Source organism: Streptomyces sp. NPDC030799 (assembly GCF_055572255.1).
Map to the genome: position 1 here is coordinate 250929 of NZ_JBVIDS010000015.1, position 19178 is coordinate 270106.

Genomic DNA, 19178 nt, shown 5'->3' on the forward strand with positions numbered 1-19178 from the left:
CCTTTCCGGAGAAGCCCGATGGCCGGGCGACCGGAAAGGAACCCACCCATGGGGCACGCCGACCACCCCACCCCTGCACAGTCGCCCCGGACCACCCCCTCCCTCGACACGGACCGACAGCCGCCGACGGCGGGTTCGTTCCGCGAGGGCTACCCGCAGTCGACGACGAAAGCAGAGGTGGTGGTGCGGGTGGGAAACCAAGCCCGGCCGCAGACCGGGTGCCCGCCCACAGACCCGCGCCCGGACCGCGACGGCCCCGGCCCCGCCCGCCGCCCGAGGAATTGGCACCGCACCCTCCTCGCCGCCCTCCTCACCGCGGCCATAGCCGCCCCCCTCGCCGGCGCAGCCCGCCCCCGGATCCCCGCCCCCGCCCCCGCGACCCTGCCCCCACTCACCGCCACCACGCTCGCCGTCACCTACGAGACCAACCGGGCCGAGGCCGCCCGGGCCGCCCGCATGGCCGCCGCCCACGGCGACCTGCACCGCGCCACCGCCGACCTGGCACTCGCCTCCCCGTCCCGCCACCTCCTCACCTTCGACGGCCGAGGTGCAGGCCAGGCCACCGAGGTCCTCGGCGACCTCGCCCACGCCGACCACCTCGCGGTCCTGGTCCCCGGCTCGGACACCTCCCTGGACACCTACGCCCGCTTCCACCGGGCGGCCGCCGCCCTCTACACCGACCTCACCCACCGCGCCCCGCAGCACACCCACGTCGCCGTCATCGCCTGGCTCGGCTACGAGACACCGGCCACCGTCAGCACCGCGCTGACCACCACCACCCGCGCCGACGAAGCCGCCCCCCGCCTGCGCGCCTTCGTACGCCACCTGCGCGCGGCCACCCCACCCCGGACACACATCTCCCTGCTCTGCCACTCCTACGGCTCGGTCGTCTGCGGCCGGGCCGCCCCCGGCCTGGACGCGGACGACATGGTCCTGATCGGCAGCCCCGGCACCGGCGCCCACTCGGCCGCCGCCCTGCACACCCGCGCCCGGGTCTGGGCGGCCCGCGGCAGCGACGACTGGGTGGAGCACGTACCGCACGTCCGCGCCCACCTCTTCGGCACCACCCTCGGCATCGGCACCGACCCGGTCTCCGGCGCCTTCGGCGCCCGGGTCTTCGACGCGGCCGACGCCGACCACAGCGGCTACTTCACCCCGGGGTCGGTCTCCCTCGCCAACCTGGCCCGGATCACCCTCGGCGAGACCTCGGAGGTGACCCGTGCCTGAGCAGACCGCAAGCGCCCCCCGCACCACCCTCCACGCCCCGCAGCCCGCCCTCCGCACGGCTCTGCGCGCACCCCTCCACGCCCTCCGCCGAGCCGCCCACCAGGTCGACGCCGCCACCCCCGCATCCCGGGACCGTGCGATCGACGCCCTGCGCGCCCTCGCGATCCTCGGTGTCGTCCTCGGCCACTGGCTGGTGACGGCGCTGGTCGCCCAGGACGGCGGCCTGCACACGGCGAGTCCGCTGCAGCACATGCCCTGGCTGGCCCCGGTCTCCTGGCTCTTCCAGACACTGGCCGTGTTCTTCCTGGTCGGCGGCCATGTGGCGACGCGCGGCCTGGCCTCGGCCCGCGACAGAGGCGACGGTTACGCCGCCTGGCTGCGCGCCCGGCTGACCCGCCTGCTGCGCCCGGTGGCCGCGCTGCTCGCCCTGTGGACGGTGGCGACCGTGACCCTCCTCCTCAGCGGCACGCCCCTGGCCACGATCCACACCCTGCTCAAACTGGCGCTGTCCCCGCTGTGGTTCCTGCTGGTCTTCGCCGCGCTCACGGCCGCCACCCCCCTCGTCGCACGCCTCAACCCCCTGTGGCCGCTCGCCGTCGTCCTGCACGTGGACCTGCTCCGCTTCGGCCTGCACCTCGGCCCGTCCTGGCTCGGCTGGCTGAACCTGCCGGCGGGCTGGCTGGTCCCGTACACCCTCGGCGCCGCCTGGGCCCGGGGAGCGCTGACGAGCCGCCGCTCGGCCCGGGCCCTGCTGCTCGGCGGTACGGCGACCACGGCCCTGCTCGTCACCTGCGGGGGCTACCCGGCGTCCATGGTCGGCGTTCCCGGCGCGGCGACATCCAACCTCAACCCCCCGACCCTGGCGGCCGTCACCTTCGGCCTGGCCCAGTGCGGCCTCGCCCTGCTGCTCCGCGACCGTCTGCGCCGCGCGACGGCCCGGCCCCTGGTCTGGGCGGCGACGGCCTTCGTCAACCTCTCCGCGATGACGATCTTCCTCTGGCACCAGACGGCCATGATGGCCACCACGGCGACGGCCCTCCTGGCCGGCCGCCTGCCCGGACTGCACACCACCCCCGACTCCCTCACCTGGGTGGCCTCCCGCCTGCTCTGGCTCCCCGTCTTCACCCTGACCCTGGCCCTGTGCCGGACGGCCTTCCGACACCACGAACAGGGCCCCCGCCGCCCACGAAACCGTACGTCGCGCGTGGTCCGCCGCCATGTGCCGCCAGCGAGGTCCCCGCACCATGCCTAAAGTTGCGTCCGTGATGTCCGCGGAGCCGAAGAACCCGACCGACCACCCCGGCGACGCCCCGCCCGCGAGGTCATCCGCCTCCCCGATCCCGGCCGAGGACGAGCCCGGCCCGGCAACTCCCTCCCGGGCCGCCCGATTCCGCGCCTGGCTGGGCGAAAACCCCTCCTCCCAGTCGCCCCCCTTCTCCAAGTACCGCTGGCTCCGCCTCCTCACCTACCTGCTGACCTTCTACGCGGCCCTGGCCATCATGGGAGCCGGCGCCGAGGAGCTGTCCGACAGCTATGGCCTCGCCACCGCCGTTGCCCTCCTGTGCACGTCCCTCCAGAGCGTCGCCATCGTCCTGGCCCTGCGGCGCCCCGTTCCCGCCTGGGCCCTGTCACTGGCAGCCGCCGCCGTCACCGCGCTGCTCGCCCGGCAGCAGATGTTGGCGCCCATGCTCCGGCTGGCCCACCCGAACTGGCCCTGGTCCACGCCCGTTCTGCTGGCCCACATGGCTGTACTGCTGCTCCTCGCCCTGCGCGTCCGCGTCCGCGGCACGGTTGCCGCACTCGGCGCCACCGCCCTGGTCACCTTCCTCATCGAAGGCTTCATAGGAGCGCGGCTCTACACCCCGACGGGAGAGGTGGCGATCGGCCTGTTCGCCGTCGCCGCCCTCATCGGCACCACCCTGCGCGGCCGCAGCGAGGCCCGTACCCAGCTGGTCCGGCAGACGACGATCACCGCGGAGGAACGCGCCCGCCGCACCCTGCTGGAGGAGCGCAGCCGTATCGCCCGGGAGCTGCACGACGTGGTCGCCCACCACATGTCGGTGATATCCATCCAGGCCCAGGTGGCTCCCCACCTGGTGGAGAACCCCACGGAGGAGCTGAAGGAGAACCTCGCGGGCATCCGCAACAACGCCCTGGAGGCCCTGACGGAGCTGCGCCGTGTGCTCGGCGTCCTGCGTTCCGAGAGCCCGGACGAACCGCGGGCCGAGGACATCTCCTCCCTGTCCGCTCCCGGCACCGGCCCGGCCCCCGACGCCCCGCAGCCGAACCTCGCCCGCCTGGACTCCCTGCTGGAGAACACCAGGGCGGCCGGCGTGGACGTCGTGAAGGCCGAGGAGGGCGATGCCCGCGGCTACCCGCCCGGGGTGGAGCTGTCGGCGTACCGGATCGTCCAGGAAGCACTGAGCAACGTGCTGCGGCACGCGCCGGGTGCGAAGGTGCACCTGGACATCGCCCACTTCCCCAACGGCATATACCTGAGCATCAGGAACTCCCCGCCCAGCCGCCCGGTCCAGCCGACCCCGGGCAGTGGGCACGGCCTGCTGGGCATGCGGGAGCGCGCGGCGATGCTCGGCGGGAGCGTCGAGGCGAAACCGACCCGGGACGGCGGCTTCGTGGTGGTGGCGTTCCTCCCCCGCGGCGGCGTCCCCGGACCGACGGAATCGACACCTGCCGGGCCGCCCTGACCCCGGTCCTCGTCCCACTGCACCCGATCCGCAAGCACCGAGCCCCGACAGGAGAACCGACCCCCATGACGAGCGGCGCCGGCACCATCCGCGTACTCATCGCCGACGACCAGCAGATGGTCCGGCAGGGCTTCACCGTGCTGCTCAACGCCCAGCCCGGCATCGAGGTGGTCGGGCAGGCGGTGGACGGCCGCGACGCGATCGCCCGGACCGCCGAACTGGTGCCGGACGTGGTGCTGATGGATATCCGGATGCCCGAACTCGGCGGCATCGAGGCGACCCGCCGGATCACCGCCGACCACCCGGCCGTCAGGGTGCTGGTGCTGACCACGTTCGACCTGGACGAGTACGTGTACGAGGCGCTGCGGGCGGGGGCCTCCGGCTTTCTGCTCAAGGACGCCTCCGCGGACCAGCTGGCCGAGGCGGTACGGGTCGTGGCCGCGGGCGACGCCCTGCTCGCGCCCGGCATCACCCGCCGCCTCATCGCCGAGTTCTCCCGCCTGGACGGCAGTCCCCGGGCCCCGCTCAAGCAGCGTGTGGGTGACCTCACCGAACGGGAGACGGAGGTGCTGGCGCTGATCGCCCAGGGCCTGTCGAACGCGGAGATCGCCGAGCGGCTGGTCGTGGCCGAGCAGACGGTGAAGACGCACGTGGGCCGGATCCTGGTGAAGCTGGGGCTGCGCGACCGGACCCAGGCGGCGGTCTTCGCCTATGAGTCCGGCCTGGTCCGCCCCGGCGGCCGGTGAGGCCACCGGTCCCGCACCGGGGCCCTGCGCAAGACCCGTAGTACCTGAGAGGGACCCGCGAGGACCCCTCTGCAAGGTGACGACCACGGCCCCGCCCCCGCCTACCGTTGCGTACGTGACCCAGACGACGCACACGCAGACGACTCCGCCGGGCCCGGCCGGCCGGCCGCGGAGCCCGGAGTTCCGGCTCGCCGCGGGCGCCCTGCGCGGGCTGCGGCAGGACCTCCTCCAGCACGCCTTCGCCTACCGGCCGCTGCCGCCCCTGTCCGTGGACGGCCCGCTCGCCCGCCGGCTGCCGGGCCGAATGAGGGAGTACGCGGCCTGGGCCCCGCATGTGACGGTGGCAGCCGTGGGCGTGCTGGCGGCGCTCGTCGGCTTCGCCGACAACGAGGCGGGGGTCAGCGCCCTGCTGCGCGCGCTGCTGGCCCTGGTTCCGGTGCTGCTGACCCTGGCGCGTCCGGCCGGGGCGTTCTGGCTGTCGCTCGCGGCGACCACGGCCACCGCGGTCACCGGCAGCGACTGGGACAGCTGGCCCTGGCTGCCGAGCAGCTTCGTCTCCCACCTGACGGTGCTCACCGTCGTGGCGCTCCGCACCCGCCCGCGCACCGCGGCCTGGATGTGGGCGCTCACCGCGGTGTACGGCGTCTGGTTCGACGCCGCCTTCGGCTTCGACCACTACGAGACCGACGTGTCCCCCATGCTGGTCCTCTCGGCATTCATCCTGCTGGCCGTCACGGTCCGGCACATACGCCGGCAGGCCGAGCAGGAGGTGACCGCGCAGCAGACGGTGACCGCGCACGAGCGCTCGCGGCGCACGCTGCTGGAGGAGCGCACGACCATCGCCCGTGAGCTGCATGACGTGGTCGCCCATCACATGTCGGTGGTCGCCATCCAGGCGGAGGCCGCGCCCTACCGGGTGGAGAACCCGCCGGAGGAGCTGGAGAAGGCGTTCGTCACCATCCGGGAGAACGCGGTGGCGGCCCTGACCGAGCTGCGCCGGGTCCTCGGAGTGGTCCGTGCCGAGGACCATGAGGCCCCGGACGCCCCGCAGCCGACCCTGTCCGACCTGGACGGGCTGCTGGCCAATGTGCGGGAGGCCGGCCTCACGGTCGACAAGGCGGTGACCGGCGCCGTCCGCGAACTGCCGCAGGGCGTGGAGCTGTCGGCGTACCGGATCGTCCAGGAGGCCCTCAGCAACACCCTGCGGCACGCTCCGGGAGCCAGTGCCCGCGTGGAGATCGGCTATGTCCTCGGCGGCCTGGGGCTGCGCATAGTCAACGGCCCGCCGCCCGCACCGCACCTGACGAAACCCTCTCCGGGCGCGGGGCACGGCATCACGGGCATGCGGGAGCGTGTGTCGATGCTGAACGGCGAAATGACGGCGGGCCCGGCGGAGGACGGGGGCTATGAGGTGACGGTGTTCCTGCCGGTGCCGGCGGCCACGGCGGGCGAAGGGGACGCATGACCATCCGCGTACTGATCGCGGACGACCAGATGATGGTCCGCGAGGGTTTCTCGGTCCTGCTGAACGCGATGCCGGACATCGAGGTCGTCGGCGAGGCCGTCAACGGGCGCGAGGCGGTGGCCCGGGTCCGCGAACTCGCCCCGGACGTCGTCCTGATGGACATCCGCATGCCGCAGCTGAACGGCATCGAGGCCACCCGGGAGATCGTCGCTGCGGACGCGGCGGCGAAGGTGCTGGTGCTGACGACCTTCGACCTGGACGAGTATGTGTATCAGGCCCTGCGCGCAGGAGCCTCCGGCTTCCTCCTGAAGGACGCCTCGGCCCGCCAACTGGCGGACGGTGTCAGGGTGGTGGCCGCGGGCGAGGCGCTCCTGGCCCCCTCGGTCACCAAACGCCTGCTCACGGAGTTCTCCCGCCTCTCGGACCTCCCGCGCCTGGCCCCGTCGGCCCAAGCGGCCTACGGCGACCTCACCGAACGGGAGACCGAGGTTCTGATCCTGATCGCCCAGGGCCTGTCCAACGCCGAGATCGCCGAGCGCCTGGTGGTGGCAGAGTCGACGATCAAGACCCACGTCAGCCGGATCCTCGTCAAACTCGGCCTCAGGGACCGCACCCAGGCAGCGGTCTTCGCCTACGAGGCCCGCCTGGTGACTCCGGGCTGACGCCGCCCTGCCCCGGGCGTGCCCGATTGTCCGCTCGTCCAAATCGTCTGGGACCATGCGTGTTCGGACATGGGCATGTGCGAAGGTCCATCGACGGGAAAGGCACACACATGGATGCCGAGATCCGGCCGCACGTCGGCGTCGGGCCGTTCCGGTTCGGCATGTCGGTCGAGGAGGCGCGTGCCGCGGTGGCGGGACGGTGTCCTTTCCGGACCGTCTCGTGCGACGAGGAGCCGGGGCAGATCGTGCTCCGGCAGGACGACTTCGAGATGGACGTCGTACTCGGCTTCACCAAGGGCGCGCTGAGCGGTGTGGAGCTGGTCCGGTTCCGGAACGAGGACGCCGACGTGCGGGTGCTGCTCGACGGGCTCGACGTCTTCCGCACCCCGAGCGAGGACCTCTTCGAACAGCTCGCGGAACGGGGCCACACCATCGAGGAGAACGACCTGGGCTTCGACGTCCTGCCGGAGCTGAAGGTGATCCTCGCGAACCGGAGCAGCCACGAGTACCCGGTGGACGAGGAGGGCGACCCCCTCTCTTACGACTACGTGCTGGTCGCGGACCAGATCTGAAGGGCGGGAGCACATGCGTGTCGAGATCCGGCCGCACGTCGGCGTCGGGCTGGTCGGCACGGAACCCGTCGTCTGACCATGGAGCTCGTACTCGACCCACCGCACGGAGTCGCCCCGCTGTGTCTGGGCATGACGCTGGAACAGGCGATCGCGGCGGTGTCCGGCTGGGGCGAGCCCCGGCTGTTCAGGCGCCGGAGTTCGGCGCGGGCCTCCTGGTCCCTGGACGGGGTGGGCGTACAGGCCCTGCTGGAGAGCAGCCCCACGGTGACGGCGATCGAGCTGTGGTGGCCCGGCGAGGGCAGAACCTCCGGCACACGGGTCCTGCTCGACGGGGACGACGTCTTCGGCACACCCGCGGAGGAACTGTTCCGTCGCGCCACCGCGCGGGGATGGCGCGTCGACCGGTCGCGGCCCGAGCACCCCGTGATCCCCGGCGTGTCCCTGGGCTTCACCCGGCAGACCTCCCAGGAGGTGCCCCGCGACGCCGACGGTCTGCCGCTGTGTGTCACGTCCGTGCTCGTCGGCGGGAAGGACTACTACGACTTCCTCTCCGCAGGCCGGGGCTGAGCACCCCTGGTCAGCCCGCGGTCCTGCGGGTTAGCTTCCCCGCATGGCAGGCTCTCACGACCTCGGTTTCGACCCCTGGGACCCGGCGTTCCTCGCCGACCCGTACCCGGCCTACGCCGAGCTGCGCGCACGCGGCCGGGTGATCCGGTACGAGCCGACCGACCAGTGGCTGGTCCCGCACCACGCGGACGTCTCGGCGCTGCTCCGGGACCGCCGGCTGGGGCGGACGTATCAGCACCGCTTCTCGCACGAGGAGTTCGGCCGCACCCCGCCCCCGCCGGAGCACGAGCCGTTCCACGCCCTCAACGACCACGGGATGCTCGACCTGGAGCCGCCGGACCACACCCGGATCCGACGCCTGGTGTCGAAGGCGTTCACGCCGCGCACGGTGGAGCGCCTGAGGCCGTACGTCGACGGACTGGCCGGCGAGCTGGTGGGCGCGCTCGTCCGCAACGGCGGCGGTGATCTGCTGACCGATGTGGCGGAGCCGCTGCCGGTGGCCGTGATCGCCGAGATGCTGGGCATCCCCGAGGCGGACCGCGCCCAGCTCCGCCCCTGGTCGGCGGACATCTGCGGGATGTACGAGCTGAACCCGTCGGAGGCGACGGCCGCGAAGGCGGTCCGTGCGTCGGTCGAGTTCTCGGAGTACCTGCGCGAGCTGATCGCGGCCCGCCGCAAGGAGCCGGGCGACGATCTCGTCTCCGGCCTGATCGCGGCCCACGACGAGGACGACGACCGGCTGACCGAGCAGGAGATGATCTCCACGGCGGTCCTGCTGCTCAACGCCGGCCACGAGGCCACGGTCAACGCCACGGTGAACGGCTGGTGGGCGCTGTTCCGCAACCCCGGCCAGCTGGCCGCCCTGCGCGCCGACCACTCCCTGATCCCGTCCGCGATCGAGGAGCTGATGCGCTACGACACCCCGCTCCAGCTCTTCGAACGCTGGGTCCTGGACGACATCGAGATCGACGGCACGACGATCCCGAGGGGCGCGGAGATCGCCATGCTCTTCGGCTCCGCCAACCACGACCCGGCCGTCTTCACCGACCCCGACCGTCTGGACCTGACCCGCACCGACAACCCGCACATCTCCTTCAGCGCGGGCATCCACTACTGCATCGGCGCCCCGCTGGCCCGCATCGAGTTGGCGGCCTCCATGTCGGCCCTCCTCCAGCAGGCCCCCACGCTGACCCTGGCGGCGGAGCCGCAGCGGAAGCCGAACTTCGTGATCCGGGGGCTGGAGGGGCTGAGCGTCGAGATGCGCTGACCACCCGATCGGCTGATCCGAGGGGTGATCCGGCATATGTGCCTTTTCAGCGCTCCTTGGTCTCCTCCAGCACCGTCCGCCCCAGCAGCGCGTACCGCTCGGGCGCCCGGTGCTTCAGGTACTGCGCGCAGCCCACGCCCGTCGCCGCGACCAGCGCCACGAGCCACGGTGTCGCCTTCAGCAGCAGTGAGCCGGACTCCGCCCCCGCCGCGACCCCCATGTTGGACACCAGCAGGACGACCACGCCGAGCATCGCGATGCCGCCGATGAGCGGGGCGGTGAAGGTCCGGAACCAGTGGCGGCTCTCCGGGTGGTGCCTGCGGAAGTAGACCAGCACGGCGAAGGAGCACACGGCCTGCACGATCAGGATGGCCATGGTGCCGAGGATGGCCAGCAGGACGTAGAGCGCGTTGTACGGGTCCTTGCCCGCGATCCAGAACGCGGCGATCAGTACGGCGCTCACCACCGTCTGCACCAGGCCCGCGATGTGCGGCGAGCCGTGCCGGGCGTGGGTGCGCCCGATGGTGTGCTTGAGCGACGGCAGGACGCCCTCCCTGCCCAGCGCGTACAGATAGCGGGCGGCGCAGTTGTGGAAGGCCATGCCGCAGGCCAGCGAGCCGGTGATCATCAGCCACTGCATGACGTCGACGGCCCAGTGGCCGACGTACCGCTCGGTGGGGCCGAAGAACAGGGCGAGCGGGTTCGCGGAGGAGGCCGCCTTCACGGCCTCGGCCTCACCGTTGCCCGTGATGGCCATCCAGGACACGAAGACGTAGAAGACGCCGACGCCCAGAACACTGATCATCGTGGCCCTGGGGATGATCTTCTTGGGGTCGCGGGACTCCTCGCCGTACATCGCGGTCGACTCGAAGCCGACCCAGGACCAGAAGGCGAAGAAGAGCCCGAGCCCGGCCGACGTGCCCTTGAAGGCGTTGACCGGGTCCACGGGCGCGAGGCTGAACCCGTGCGGCCCGCCGCCGTGGAAGGCCACGGACACCGCCATCGCCGCCAGCACGGTCACCTCGGTCGCCAGCAGCGCCACCAGCAGCTTCTCGGCGACGCTGACCCCGAACCAGGTGCCGGTCGCGTTGATCGCGAGCATCAGGATCGCGAAGGCCCACCAGGGCAGGTGCACGCCGGTCTGGTCTTTCAGCGTCGTCGTCGCGAAGGTGGAGAAGATGCCGATCAGGGCCGGCTCGAAGACGACGTACGCGAAGGTCGCGAGCAGCCCGGAGGCGAGGCCGGCGGTCCGGCCGAGCCCGTACGAGATGAATCCGTAGAAGGCCCCGGTCGACGTGATGTGCTTCGCCATCGAGGTGAAACCGACGGAAAAGATTGCCAGGACGACCATTGCCACGAGATAACTCGCGGGTGCGCCGATGCCGTTGCCGGACGACACCATGAAGGGCACATTGCCGGTCATCGCGGTGATCGGCGCGGCGGTGGCCACCGCCATGAACACCACGCCGAGCAGCCCCACCGCGTTGGGTTTCAGCCGGTGAACCGTCTCCTCGTCCGCCGTGCCCGCCGTCGGGGCAACGCCCTCGTCCACTGCCATCGGGTGGCCCCCTCAGTATCCGGTCGCTGGGTCCTGATGGAGCAGGATGGTGGACGACACGGGTACACGGGAAGGGGTCGGAACGGTTAAATATTTGTCACCAGACCATTGAGGGGGGCGGGTGGGTTCACTCCGGAGGCAGCACCAGCCCCCAGGCGTCCCCCACCACCCGCCACGTACGCCGCCGTACCGGCCCCGACACCGCCGTGTCCGCGCGGTAGCGGAAGTCCGCGCCGACCACCGTCACCGTCCGCCCGGACACCTGTACCGGCGTGGCCTCCGCGCCCACCGACAGCGGACGCACCTCCACCTCGGCCACCCCGCCCGTGCCCGGCGCGACCGACACGGCCTCCACGGGCTGGCCCAGGTCCACCACCGTCTCCCCGTCGACCTCGACCCGGAACCGGGAGGGGCCCGGCGCCGGTACGGCGGAGAGCCGGGGCGGGCGCGGGGCGAGGGAGCGGACCAGGGAGCGGTACCAGGGACGGCCGCAGGAGATGGCCACCGGCTCGGCGGCAGGCGCCCGCACCACCGGCTCCGGCGGAATACCCAGCCTGCTCAGCACGATCCCGTCGCTGTCGTCGACCAGCAGGTCCAGGCGCCGCTCGGCGCCGTCCAGCACGGCCCGCGCCGCCGCCACCGCCCCGCCGGGTACGCCCAGCGACTCGGCCAGGCGGGTGTCACCCACCGGGACCACCGACAGCGCACATCCGGCCAGCTCCCGCCGGCGGTGCAGCAGGGTCACCGCCCGCACCAGCGCGCGGTCATCGCCCACGACCACCGGCCGCCTGGACCCCCTGCGGCCCAGCGCGCGGGCGAATTCCTCCGGCCCGTCCGGCAGACACACTTTGGCCGCCGCACCCGCGCTGAGCACGTCTTTCGCGATCCGTACGGACTCCCCGTCCGTCTGCCGTGCCGCCGGATCGATGATCACCAGCAGCTGTTCGGACATCGCGAAAGTCGCCACCTCGGTCCTGCCTCGCTTCCTCGGGTAGCATCTTTGTGCAAGAGCCCCTTGCGCTATTGCGCCAGGGGCTTCGTCTATTCCGGGGCACCCGGTCCGACGGTTGGCGACCAACGGCGGTCGCTGTGGCACGCGGCGGTGAACCTTACGCCCACGCCTTCGACCATGGACATGCCCCGCCCGGAAGGGGTGTACGCGCGTGCCCGCACTTGTGCTGCTCGGTGCTCAGTGGGGTGACGAAGGCAAGGGAAAGGCGACCGACCTGCTCGGTGGCTCGGTGGACTATGTAGTGCGATACCAGGGCGGCAACAACGCCGGCCACACGGTCGTCGTCGGCGACCAGAAGTACGCACTCCACCTCCTCCCTTCCGGAATCCTCTCGCCTACTTGTGTTCCGGTCATCGGCAACGGAGTCGTCGTCGACCCGTCGGTCCTGCTCTCCGAGCTGAGCGGTCTGAACGAGCGTGGCGTCGACACGTCCAAGCTCCTGATCAGCGGTAACGCGCACATCATCACGCCGTACAACGTGACCGTCGACAAGGTGACGGAACGCTTCCTCGGCAAGCGCAAGATCGGCACCACCGGCCGCGGCATCGGCCCGACCTACGCAGACAAGATCAACCGCGTGGGCATCCGGGTCCAGGACCTGTACGACGAGTCGATCCTCACCCAGAAGGTGGAGGCGGCCCTCGACGTCAAGAACCAGATCCTCACCAAGCTGTACAACCGGCGCGCGATCGCCGTGAGCCAGGTGGTCGAGGAGCTGCTGGGCTACGCCGAGCAGATCGAGCCGTACGTCGCCGACACCGTGCTGGTCCTGAACCAGGCCCTGGAGGACGACAAGGTCGTCCTGTTCGAGGGCGGCCAGGGCACGCTGCTGGACATCGACCACGGCACGTACCCCTTCGTGACCTCCTCGAACCCGACCGCCGGCGGTGCCTGCACCGGCGCCGGCGTGGGCCCGACGAAGATCAGCCGCGTCATCGGCATCCTCAAGGCCTACACCACCCGCGTCGGCGCCGGCCCCTTCCCGACCGAGCTGTTCGACGAGGACGGCGAGGCGCTGCGCCGGATCGGCGGCGAGCGGGGCGTGACCACCGGCCGTGACCGTCGCTGCGGCTGGTTCGACGCGGTCATCGCCCGCTACGCGACCCGCGTCAACGGCCTGACCGACTTCTTCCTCACCAAGCTCGACGTCCTCACCGGCTGGGAGCAGATCCCGGTCTGCGTGGCGTACGAGATCGACGGCAAGCGGGTCGAGGAGCTGCCGTACTCCCAGACCGACTTCCACCACGCGAAGCCGGTCTACGAGACGCTGCCCGGCTGGTCCGAGGACATCACCAAGGCGAAGTCCTTCTCCGACCTGCCGAAGAACGCCCAGAACTACGTCAAGGCGCTGGAGGAGATGTCCGGCGCCCCGATCTCCGCGATCGGCGTGGGCCCGGGCCGGGACGAGACGATCGAGATCAACTCGTTCCTGTAGGCGCTCGTACAGGCATCCATGGCCGTGTGCTCCGGTGGACAATCGAGATATGAGCGTCCACCGGAACGCACGCTGCCGGGGACCGTACGGCGGTGAAGGTGATCAGGCCGGCGGCACGGACTGCTCCGACCCGGCGGTCTTCGAGGTGGCCCGGTACCAGCTGCCCCCGCTGCGCGTCTGCCCGGTGCATCTGGGGCCCTCCCTGCTGATGGCGAGCCGGGTGCTCTGGCCGCCGGAGATCAGGCTCATCGGCCGCGTCGGCGGCCTCGCCGGGTGACCGGCGGCGACATCGCGACAACCAACTCTGGCGGTACGGCGGCTGAAAGCCCGGCGTCTCGCCTCGGGCCGGTCAAGGGAAGGAACTTCCTTGACCGGCCCTTGGGTTGTTCCTGGTTCCCCGTCAACGGGAGTGAGGCAAGCATCTACGCGGGTAGCCCCCGCACGGCACGTACCTTTGTCTTGATCTGCTCGCGTCAACGCCTGCCTCCCAGGAGCCTCGCATGCCCCTCAGTCCCATGAACCGCCGGGAGTTCGTGAAGAAGTCGGCCGCCACCGGTGCGGCCGTCGCCGCCGCGGGAACCGTCGCGGCGGCCCCCGCACAGGCGGCCGAGCAGAAGCGGGACTGCCACCCCCGTACCTGGTCCTTCTCCATCCTGGGCACGACCGACCTGCACAGCCACGTCTTCGACTGGGACTACTACAAGGACGCCCCCTACACCGACAAGGCGGGCAACTCGGTGGGTGTGGCGCGCGTGGCCACCCTCATCAAGCAGCAGCGCGAGGCCAAGGGCGAGGACCACGTCCTCCTCGTCGACGCCGGCGACATCATCCAGGGCACCTCCCTCGCCTACTACTTCGCGCGCGTCGACCCCATCACGGGCACCGACGGCAAGAAGGGCCCCAAGCACCCGATGGCCGTGGCCATGAACCACATGCGCTACGACGCCGCCGCCCTCGGCAATCACGAGTTCAACTACGGCATCGAGGTGCTCCGCAAGTTCGAGCAGCAGTGCCACTTCCCGCTGCTGGGCGCCAACGCGCTGGACGCGAAGACACTCCGCCCGGCCTTCCAGCCGTACACGGTGAAGCGCATCCGCGTCCCCGGCGCCCCCGACATCAAGGTCGGCATCCTGGGCCTCACCAACCCCGGCATCGCCCTGTGGGACAAGGACAACGTCAGCGGGAAGATGGTGTTCCCCGGGCTGGTGGAGCAGGCGAAGAAGTACGTTCCGCGCCTGCGCGCGCTGGGCTGTGACGTCGTCTTCCTGACGGACCACTCGGGCATGGACGGCTCGTCCTCCTACGGCGACTCGCTCCCGTACGTGGAGAACGCGTCGAACCTGGTGGCCGAGCAGGTGCCCGGCATCGACGCGATCCTGGTCGGCCACACGCACGTGGAGGTCCCGTCCTACACGGTGAAGAACGCGGAGACCGGCGAGGAGGTCCTCCTCTCCGAGCCGTACTGCTGGGGCTACCGCCTCAGCGTCTTCGACTTCGAACTCGAACTGCACCACGGCCAGTGGAAGGTGACGAGCAAGAAGGCGCAGACCCTGAACCCCAAGGACGTGGCCGAGGACCCGGAGATCAAGCAGCTCCTGGAGGCCGACCACGAGCTGGTGGTCAAGTACGTCAACACGGCGGTCGGCACCTGTACGCAGGACCTCTCGGCGGCGGACTCCTGCTGGAAGGACGTCCCCATCATGGACTTCATCCACAAGGTGCAGATGGAGTCGGTGAAGGCGGGCCTGTCGACGTCCGACGCGGCCCTCCCGCTCATCTCGATGGCGGCGCCCTTCTCCCGCACGGCGGACATCCCCAAGGGCAACGTCACCATCAAGGACATCGCCGGGCTCTACATCTACGACAACACCCTCTACGGCCGGAAGCTGACCGGCGCCCAGCTCAAGGACTACCTGGAGTACGCGGCGAAGTACTACCACCAGGTCCCGGCGGGCACGAAGGTGGACACCTCCACCCTCACGAACGCCAACAGCTTCTGGGACTACATGTACGACACGGCGGCGGGTGTCGACTACGAGATCGACATCGCGCAGGCCGAGGGGTCGAGGATCAAGAACCTCACCTACAACGGCGCTCCGGTGGCCGACGACCAGGTCTTCGTCGTGGCGGTCAACAACTACCGCGCCAACGGCGGTTCGGGTTACCCGCACATCGCCTCGGCGCCGGTCGCCTACAGCTCGACCAACGAGATCCGCCAGCTGATGATCGACTACGTGACGGCGAAGAAGACCCTCGACCCGGCCGACTTCGCAGTCACCAACTGGAAGCTGACGCAGGCCGGTACGCCGGTCTTCTGATACCTGTCCGAGGCGCCGGCCCCGCTCACGGTCCAGGCGGACGAACTGCCCGCCGTTGCCGCAGGGCTGACCCCGCTGGGCGTCAGCGCGTTCGACGAGTGGCACCGAAGTGCGTCTCGTGCGTCCACACATGGGTGCACGAGGGGCACTGCAGGTGCAGCAGGCTGCCGGTGTTGGACAGCAGATAACGCCAGTGCGCGGTGCAGGCCCCGCCCTGCCGGCAGGTCTCGCACCCGGCCCGGTCGTCACAGTTCGGGCACGCCACCCAGGCGCGCCGTCCCCTGTCGGCCTGCGGATCAAGCGGCAGCATCGCCAGGCCCCGCGGGGAGCACCCCGGCCGCCACCAGCTCGTCGTAGATGCGCTGCTGCTCCGCGTCCAGGCCGGAGTACAGCAGCGCCCGCGCCTCCTCCTCGCCGCGCAGCGCCGCCGCAGGGTCCCAGTCGGGGCCGAGGGCGGCCATGACGTGGGTGCGCCGGAGCATCTCGTGTGCGCTCAGGTCGACGGCGAAGTCGAAGGTGGGGCCGTGGGGGGACATGCAATCGAACGTAGGAGGGCATTTCCCCCACGGCAAGACCAAGTGGGTGACATCACACGTGCTCAGCTGAACACGATCATCGAGCCCTGTGCCAGGGAGCGCGTTGCCGCTGCGTGCAGGCCCAGCCAGACGTGGCGTTCGCGGGCGAAGGGGCTGGGGTCGTAGGGAGCGGGGACGGCCGGCTCCTCCAGTTCCGTGGGGGCCACGGGGGGTGCCGGGGCCGCCGGGGGGTTGGCCGGGTCGATGCCGATCGTGGGGGCGACGTACTCCAGCTCGCGCAGCAGTGTCTGCGAGGAGCCCAACGGCCCGCCCCCGGCGAGGAGTTCCTCGTTGGACAGCGGATCGGGGAAGTCGACCGGGACGTACGCGCCCGCGTGGTCGTAGTGCCAGACCAGGTGGGACTGCTGGGCCGTGGACTCGAACATCTCCAGCAGTTGCTCGTAGTCGCCGCCCAGGTCGTCCACCGGGGTCACCGGCAGGCCGCAGACCTGGAGCAGGTAGGCGCGGCGCAGGAAGTGGAGGGCGTCGTAGTCGAAGCCGGCCACCGGGGCGACCTCGCCGGACAGGCCCGGCATGTACTGGTAGACCGGCACCGGCGGGAGCCCGGCCTCGGCCAGTGCCTTGTTGTACTGCGCGAGTTCCTCGGCGAACGGGTTGTCCGGGGTGTGGCACAACACGTCCACGAGCGGTACCAGCCACAGGTCACAGGCCAAAGAGAGCTCCTCACACACAGAAGGTGGTCAGGGAAGGCTACCGGTCACTTACCCGTTGGTCAGGTGTTCCAGCAGGGCCAGCGAGTGGGCGTTGGCGGCGGCGACGATCGAGCGGGCGGTCTCGGCCTCGCGGCGGGCCAGGGCGTCGACCAGGCCGGTGTGCCCGGCCCACAGACGGCCGCGCAGGTCGGGCACGCGCAGCAGGTGCTGCACGGCGCACACCCAGGACTGGACGCGCAGGCGGTTGAGGAAGTCGCCGAGGTAGGGGTTCCCGAACAGGGCGCTCAGCTCGCGCCAGAAACGGAGGTCGTAGCCGATGAGGATGGTCAGATCCCCGGCCGCCGCCGCCCGCTGGGCCTCCTCGCCGCGACGGCGCACGGTGGTCAGCGCGGCCGTCGTACGGGGGTCCTCCGGCGCGGTGCGGAAGGCGGGGTGGCCGGTGGCGAGGGCCTGGAACATGCCGTCGGTGACCAGGCTGCGGGCCTCGATCATGTTCCGGTAGTCGGTGACGGAGTACTCCGGCACACGGAAGCCGCGGTGCTGGTCGGCCTCCAGGATGCCCTGGGCGGACAGGTCGACCAGCGCCTCGCGGACGGGGGTGGCGGAGACGCCGTACTGCTCGGCTATCTCCTTGACCGTGAACGCCCGGCCCGGTCGCAGCCGCCCGGCCAGCACCTCGTCACGGAGCGCGTCCGCAATCTGCTGGCGCAGGGTGCTGCGCGTCACGGCGCGGGTGCCGGGCATGGGCGGGCCTCTCCTCACGCGTCGGGTGACGTACTCGTCCGTACCCGCGATCACATCTGCGATCTACGCGGGTATCCATGTCTTACGAGCACGCCACCTTACGCGTTCGGATCGGCCCGGCGGCAGGTGTGGTGCGGCTACCGAGTGTGTTCGTCGGCCACGCTCAGCGCGGCGTCCAGGGCGGCGAAGCCCTCCTTGAGCTCGGCCTCCGTGACGTTGCACGGCGGCACCACATGGGTGCGGTTCATGTTCACGAAGGGCCACAGACCGTGCTGCTTGGCGGCGGCCGCGAACGCGGCCATGGGCGCGTTGGCCTCGCCGGCCGCGTTGTACGGCACCAGCGGCTCGCGGGTCTCCCGGTTCTTCACGAGCTCCAGCGCCCAGAACATGCCGACGCCGCGCACCTCGCCGACGCTCGGGTGCCGTTCGGCGAGCTCGGCCAGGGCCGGCCCGACGACGCTCTCGCCGAGGCGCCTCGCGTTCTCGACCACGCCCTCCTCCGCCATCACGTTGATCGTGGCGACGGCGGCGGCGCAGGCCAGCGGGTGCCCGGAGTAGGTGAGGCCGCCGGGGTAGGGGCGCTTGCCGAAGGTCTCGGCGATCTCCTGCGAGATCGCGACGCCGCCGAGCGGCACATAACCCGAGTTCACGCCCTTGGCGAAGGTCATGAGGTCCGGTACGACCCCGAAGAGGTCGGCGGCGAACCACTCACCCGTGCGTCCGAAGCCGGCCATGACCTCGTCCAGGATGAAGACGATGCCGTACTTGTCGCAGATCTCGCGGACGCCGGCCAGGTAGCCCGGCGGCGGGACCATGATGCCGGCCGTGCCCGGGATGGTCTCCAGGATGATCGCCGCGACCGTGCCCGGCCCCTCGAAGGCGATCGTGGTCTCCAGGTGCTCCAGGGCGCGCGCGGTCTCCTGCTCCTCGTTCTCGGCGTAGAAGCGGGAGCGGTAGAGGAACGGCGCCCAGAAGTGGACGACACCGGCCGCGGCGCCGTCGGACGCCCAGCGGCGCGGGTCACCGGTGATGTTGATCGCCTGCTGGGTGCCGCCGTGGTAGGAGCGGTAGGCCGAGAGCACCTTCGGGCGGCCCGTGTGCAGCCGGGCCATGCGCACCGCGTGCTCGACGGCGTCGGCGCCGCCGTTGGTGAAGAAGATCTTGTCCAGATCGCCGGGGGTCCGCTCGGCGATCAGCCGGGCCGCCTCCGAGCGCGCCTCGATCGCGAAGGCGGGCGCGAAGGTCGTCAGCTTCGCCGCCTGCTCCTGGACGGCCGCGACGACCTTGGGGTGCTGGTAGCCGATGTTCGTGTAGACGAGCCCGCTGGTGAAGTCCAAGTACCGCTTGCCGTCGTAGTCCCAGAAGTACGACCCCTCGGCGCCGGCGACGGCGAGCGGGTCGATGAGGTCCTGCGCGGACCAGGAGTGGAAGACGTGCGCGCGGTCCGCGGCCTTCACTGCGGCGCCGGCTTCGGGGTTGGGCTGAGGGGTCATGCCCGCGAGCGTAAATGTCCGCGATGCGGAAGGGATATCGGCGTCTTGTTCCGTGGACGGGGGTAATCCCCGACAGATTGTCGACGGGGCGGAGACGGACGGCAGGGCACGGCCGGGCCAACTATTGACAGCATGCTGTCCAAATGTCAGCATGCTGT

Annotated in this window: 19 protein-coding genes; 12 read left to right on the forward strand and 7 right to left on the reverse strand. The window is 71.1% G+C overall.

What is annotated here, in order from left to right:
- Nucleotides 1-48: 48 nt before the first annotated feature.
- From ACZ41I_RS33380 to ACZ41I_RS33420, 9 genes are all read left to right on the forward strand, one after another.
- Nucleotides 49-1227 (forward strand): alpha/beta hydrolase, encoded by a 1179-nt coding sequence (locus ACZ41I_RS33380; protein ID WP_468515808.1) that lies wholly within the window; start codon nt 49-51, stop codon nt 1225-1227.
- Nucleotides 1220-2479 carry an acyltransferase gene (locus ACZ41I_RS33385; protein ID WP_399766223.1) on the forward strand — a complete coding sequence of 420 codons (1260 nt, stop codon included), beginning with the start codon at nt 1220-1222 and terminating at the stop codon, nt 2477-2479. Before ACZ41I_RS33380 ends, ACZ41I_RS33385 begins: the two co-directional genes overlap by 8 nt.
- Before the next feature lie 13 nt (nt 2480-2492).
- Nucleotides 2493-3932 (forward strand): sensor histidine kinase, encoded by a 1440-nt coding sequence (locus tag ACZ41I_RS33390; RefSeq protein ID WP_468515818.1) that lies wholly within the window; start codon nt 2493-2495, stop codon nt 3930-3932.
- Nucleotides 3933-3997: 65 nt separating this feature from the next.
- Nucleotides 3998-4678 (forward strand): response regulator transcription factor, encoded by a 681-nt coding sequence (locus ACZ41I_RS33395; RefSeq protein WP_363216144.1) that lies wholly within the window; start codon nt 3998-4000, stop codon nt 4676-4678.
- Nucleotides 4679-4793: 115 nt separating this feature from the next.
- Nucleotides 4794-6143, forward strand: coding sequence for a sensor histidine kinase (locus ACZ41I_RS33400; RefSeq protein ID WP_468515809.1), 1350 nt, complete (start codon nt 4794-4796; stop codon nt 6141-6143).
- Nucleotides 6140-6805, forward strand: coding sequence for a response regulator transcription factor (locus ACZ41I_RS33405; protein ID WP_363216146.1), 666 nt, complete (start codon nt 6140-6142; stop codon nt 6803-6805). The genes ACZ41I_RS33400 and ACZ41I_RS33405 overlap by 4 nt, the downstream gene beginning before the upstream one ends.
- A gap of 110 nt (nt 6806-6915) precedes the next feature.
- On the forward strand, nt 6916-7377 hold the full coding sequence (locus ACZ41I_RS33410; RefSeq protein WP_468320739.1) for a hypothetical protein: 462 nt from the start codon (nt 6916-6918) through the stop codon (nt 7375-7377).
- A 78-nt stretch (nt 7378-7455) separates the two neighbouring features.
- Nucleotides 7456-7944, forward strand: coding sequence for a hypothetical protein (locus ACZ41I_RS33415; RefSeq protein ID WP_468320736.1), 489 nt, complete (start codon nt 7456-7458; stop codon nt 7942-7944).
- Nucleotides 7945-7987: 43 nt separating this feature from the next.
- Nucleotides 7988-9211: a cytochrome P450 gene (locus tag ACZ41I_RS33420; RefSeq protein WP_468515810.1), complete on the forward strand. Its 1224-nt coding sequence runs from the start codon at nt 7988-7990 to the stop codon at nt 9209-9211.
- A 46-nt stretch (nt 9212-9257) separates the two neighbouring features.
- On the opposite strand, the gene ACZ41I_RS33425 is transcribed toward ACZ41I_RS33420, so the two are convergent.
- Nucleotides 9258-10769 (reverse strand): APC family permease, encoded by a 1512-nt coding sequence (locus tag ACZ41I_RS33425; protein ID WP_399766209.1) that lies wholly within the window; start codon nt 10767-10769, stop codon nt 9258-9260.
- A gap of 127 nt (nt 10770-10896) precedes the next feature.
- Nucleotides 10897-11721 (reverse strand): diacylglycerol kinase family protein, encoded by an 825-nt coding sequence (locus ACZ41I_RS33430; protein WP_468515811.1) that lies wholly within the window; start codon nt 11719-11721, stop codon nt 10897-10899.
- A gap of 211 nt (nt 11722-11932) precedes the next feature.
- Between ACZ41I_RS33430 and ACZ41I_RS33435 the strand changes: the two genes are divergently transcribed.
- The 3 genes from ACZ41I_RS33435 (at nt 11933) to ACZ41I_RS33445 (ending at nt 15534) form a co-directional block, all read left to right on the forward strand.
- Complete coding sequence (locus ACZ41I_RS33435) at nt 11933-13216, forward strand: adenylosuccinate synthase (RefSeq protein WP_363216153.1); 1284 nt, start codon at nt 11933-11935, stop codon at nt 13214-13216.
- Nucleotides 13217-13265: 49 nt separating this feature from the next.
- The gene (locus tag ACZ41I_RS33440) at nt 13266-13493 is read left to right on the forward strand and encodes a hypothetical protein (RefSeq protein ID WP_399766205.1); all 228 of its coding nucleotides are present in this window, start codon (nt 13266-13268) and stop codon (nt 13491-13493) included.
- A 223-nt stretch (nt 13494-13716) separates the two neighbouring features.
- The gene (locus ACZ41I_RS33445; protein WP_399766202.1) at nt 13717-15534 is read left to right on the forward strand and encodes a bifunctional metallophosphatase/5'-nucleotidase; all 1818 of its coding nucleotides are present in this window, start codon (nt 13717-13719) and stop codon (nt 15532-15534) included.
- Between the two features lie 82 nt (nt 15535-15616).
- Here the strand turns inward: ACZ41I_RS33445 and ACZ41I_RS33450 are convergent, their stop codons facing one another.
- From ACZ41I_RS33450 to ACZ41I_RS33470, 5 genes are all read right to left on the reverse strand, one after another.
- A complete protein-coding gene (locus ACZ41I_RS33450; protein WP_363216157.1) occupies nt 15617-15844 on the reverse strand; it encodes a hypothetical protein in 228 nt (75 codons plus the stop codon).
- Entirely contained in the window at nt 15831-16070 is a 240-nt protein-coding gene (locus ACZ41I_RS33455) for a DUF6400 family protein (RefSeq protein ID WP_363216158.1), read from the reverse strand. The genes ACZ41I_RS33450 and ACZ41I_RS33455 overlap by 14 nt, the downstream gene beginning before the upstream one ends.
- 62 nt (nt 16071-16132) lie before the next feature.
- Entirely contained in the window at nt 16133-16783 is a 651-nt protein-coding gene (locus ACZ41I_RS33460; RefSeq protein ID WP_363216160.1) for a hypothetical protein, read from the reverse strand.
- Between the two features lie 48 nt (nt 16784-16831).
- Nucleotides 16832-17527 (reverse strand): GntR family transcriptional regulator, encoded by a 696-nt coding sequence (locus tag ACZ41I_RS33465; protein ID WP_468515812.1) that lies wholly within the window; start codon nt 17525-17527, stop codon nt 16832-16834.
- Nucleotides 17528-17664: 137 nt separating this feature from the next.
- On the reverse strand, nt 17665-19020 hold the full coding sequence (locus ACZ41I_RS33470) for an aspartate aminotransferase family protein (RefSeq protein WP_363216162.1): 1356 nt from the start codon (nt 19018-19020) through the stop codon (nt 17665-17667).
- Nucleotides 19021-19178 lie beyond the last annotated feature (158 nt).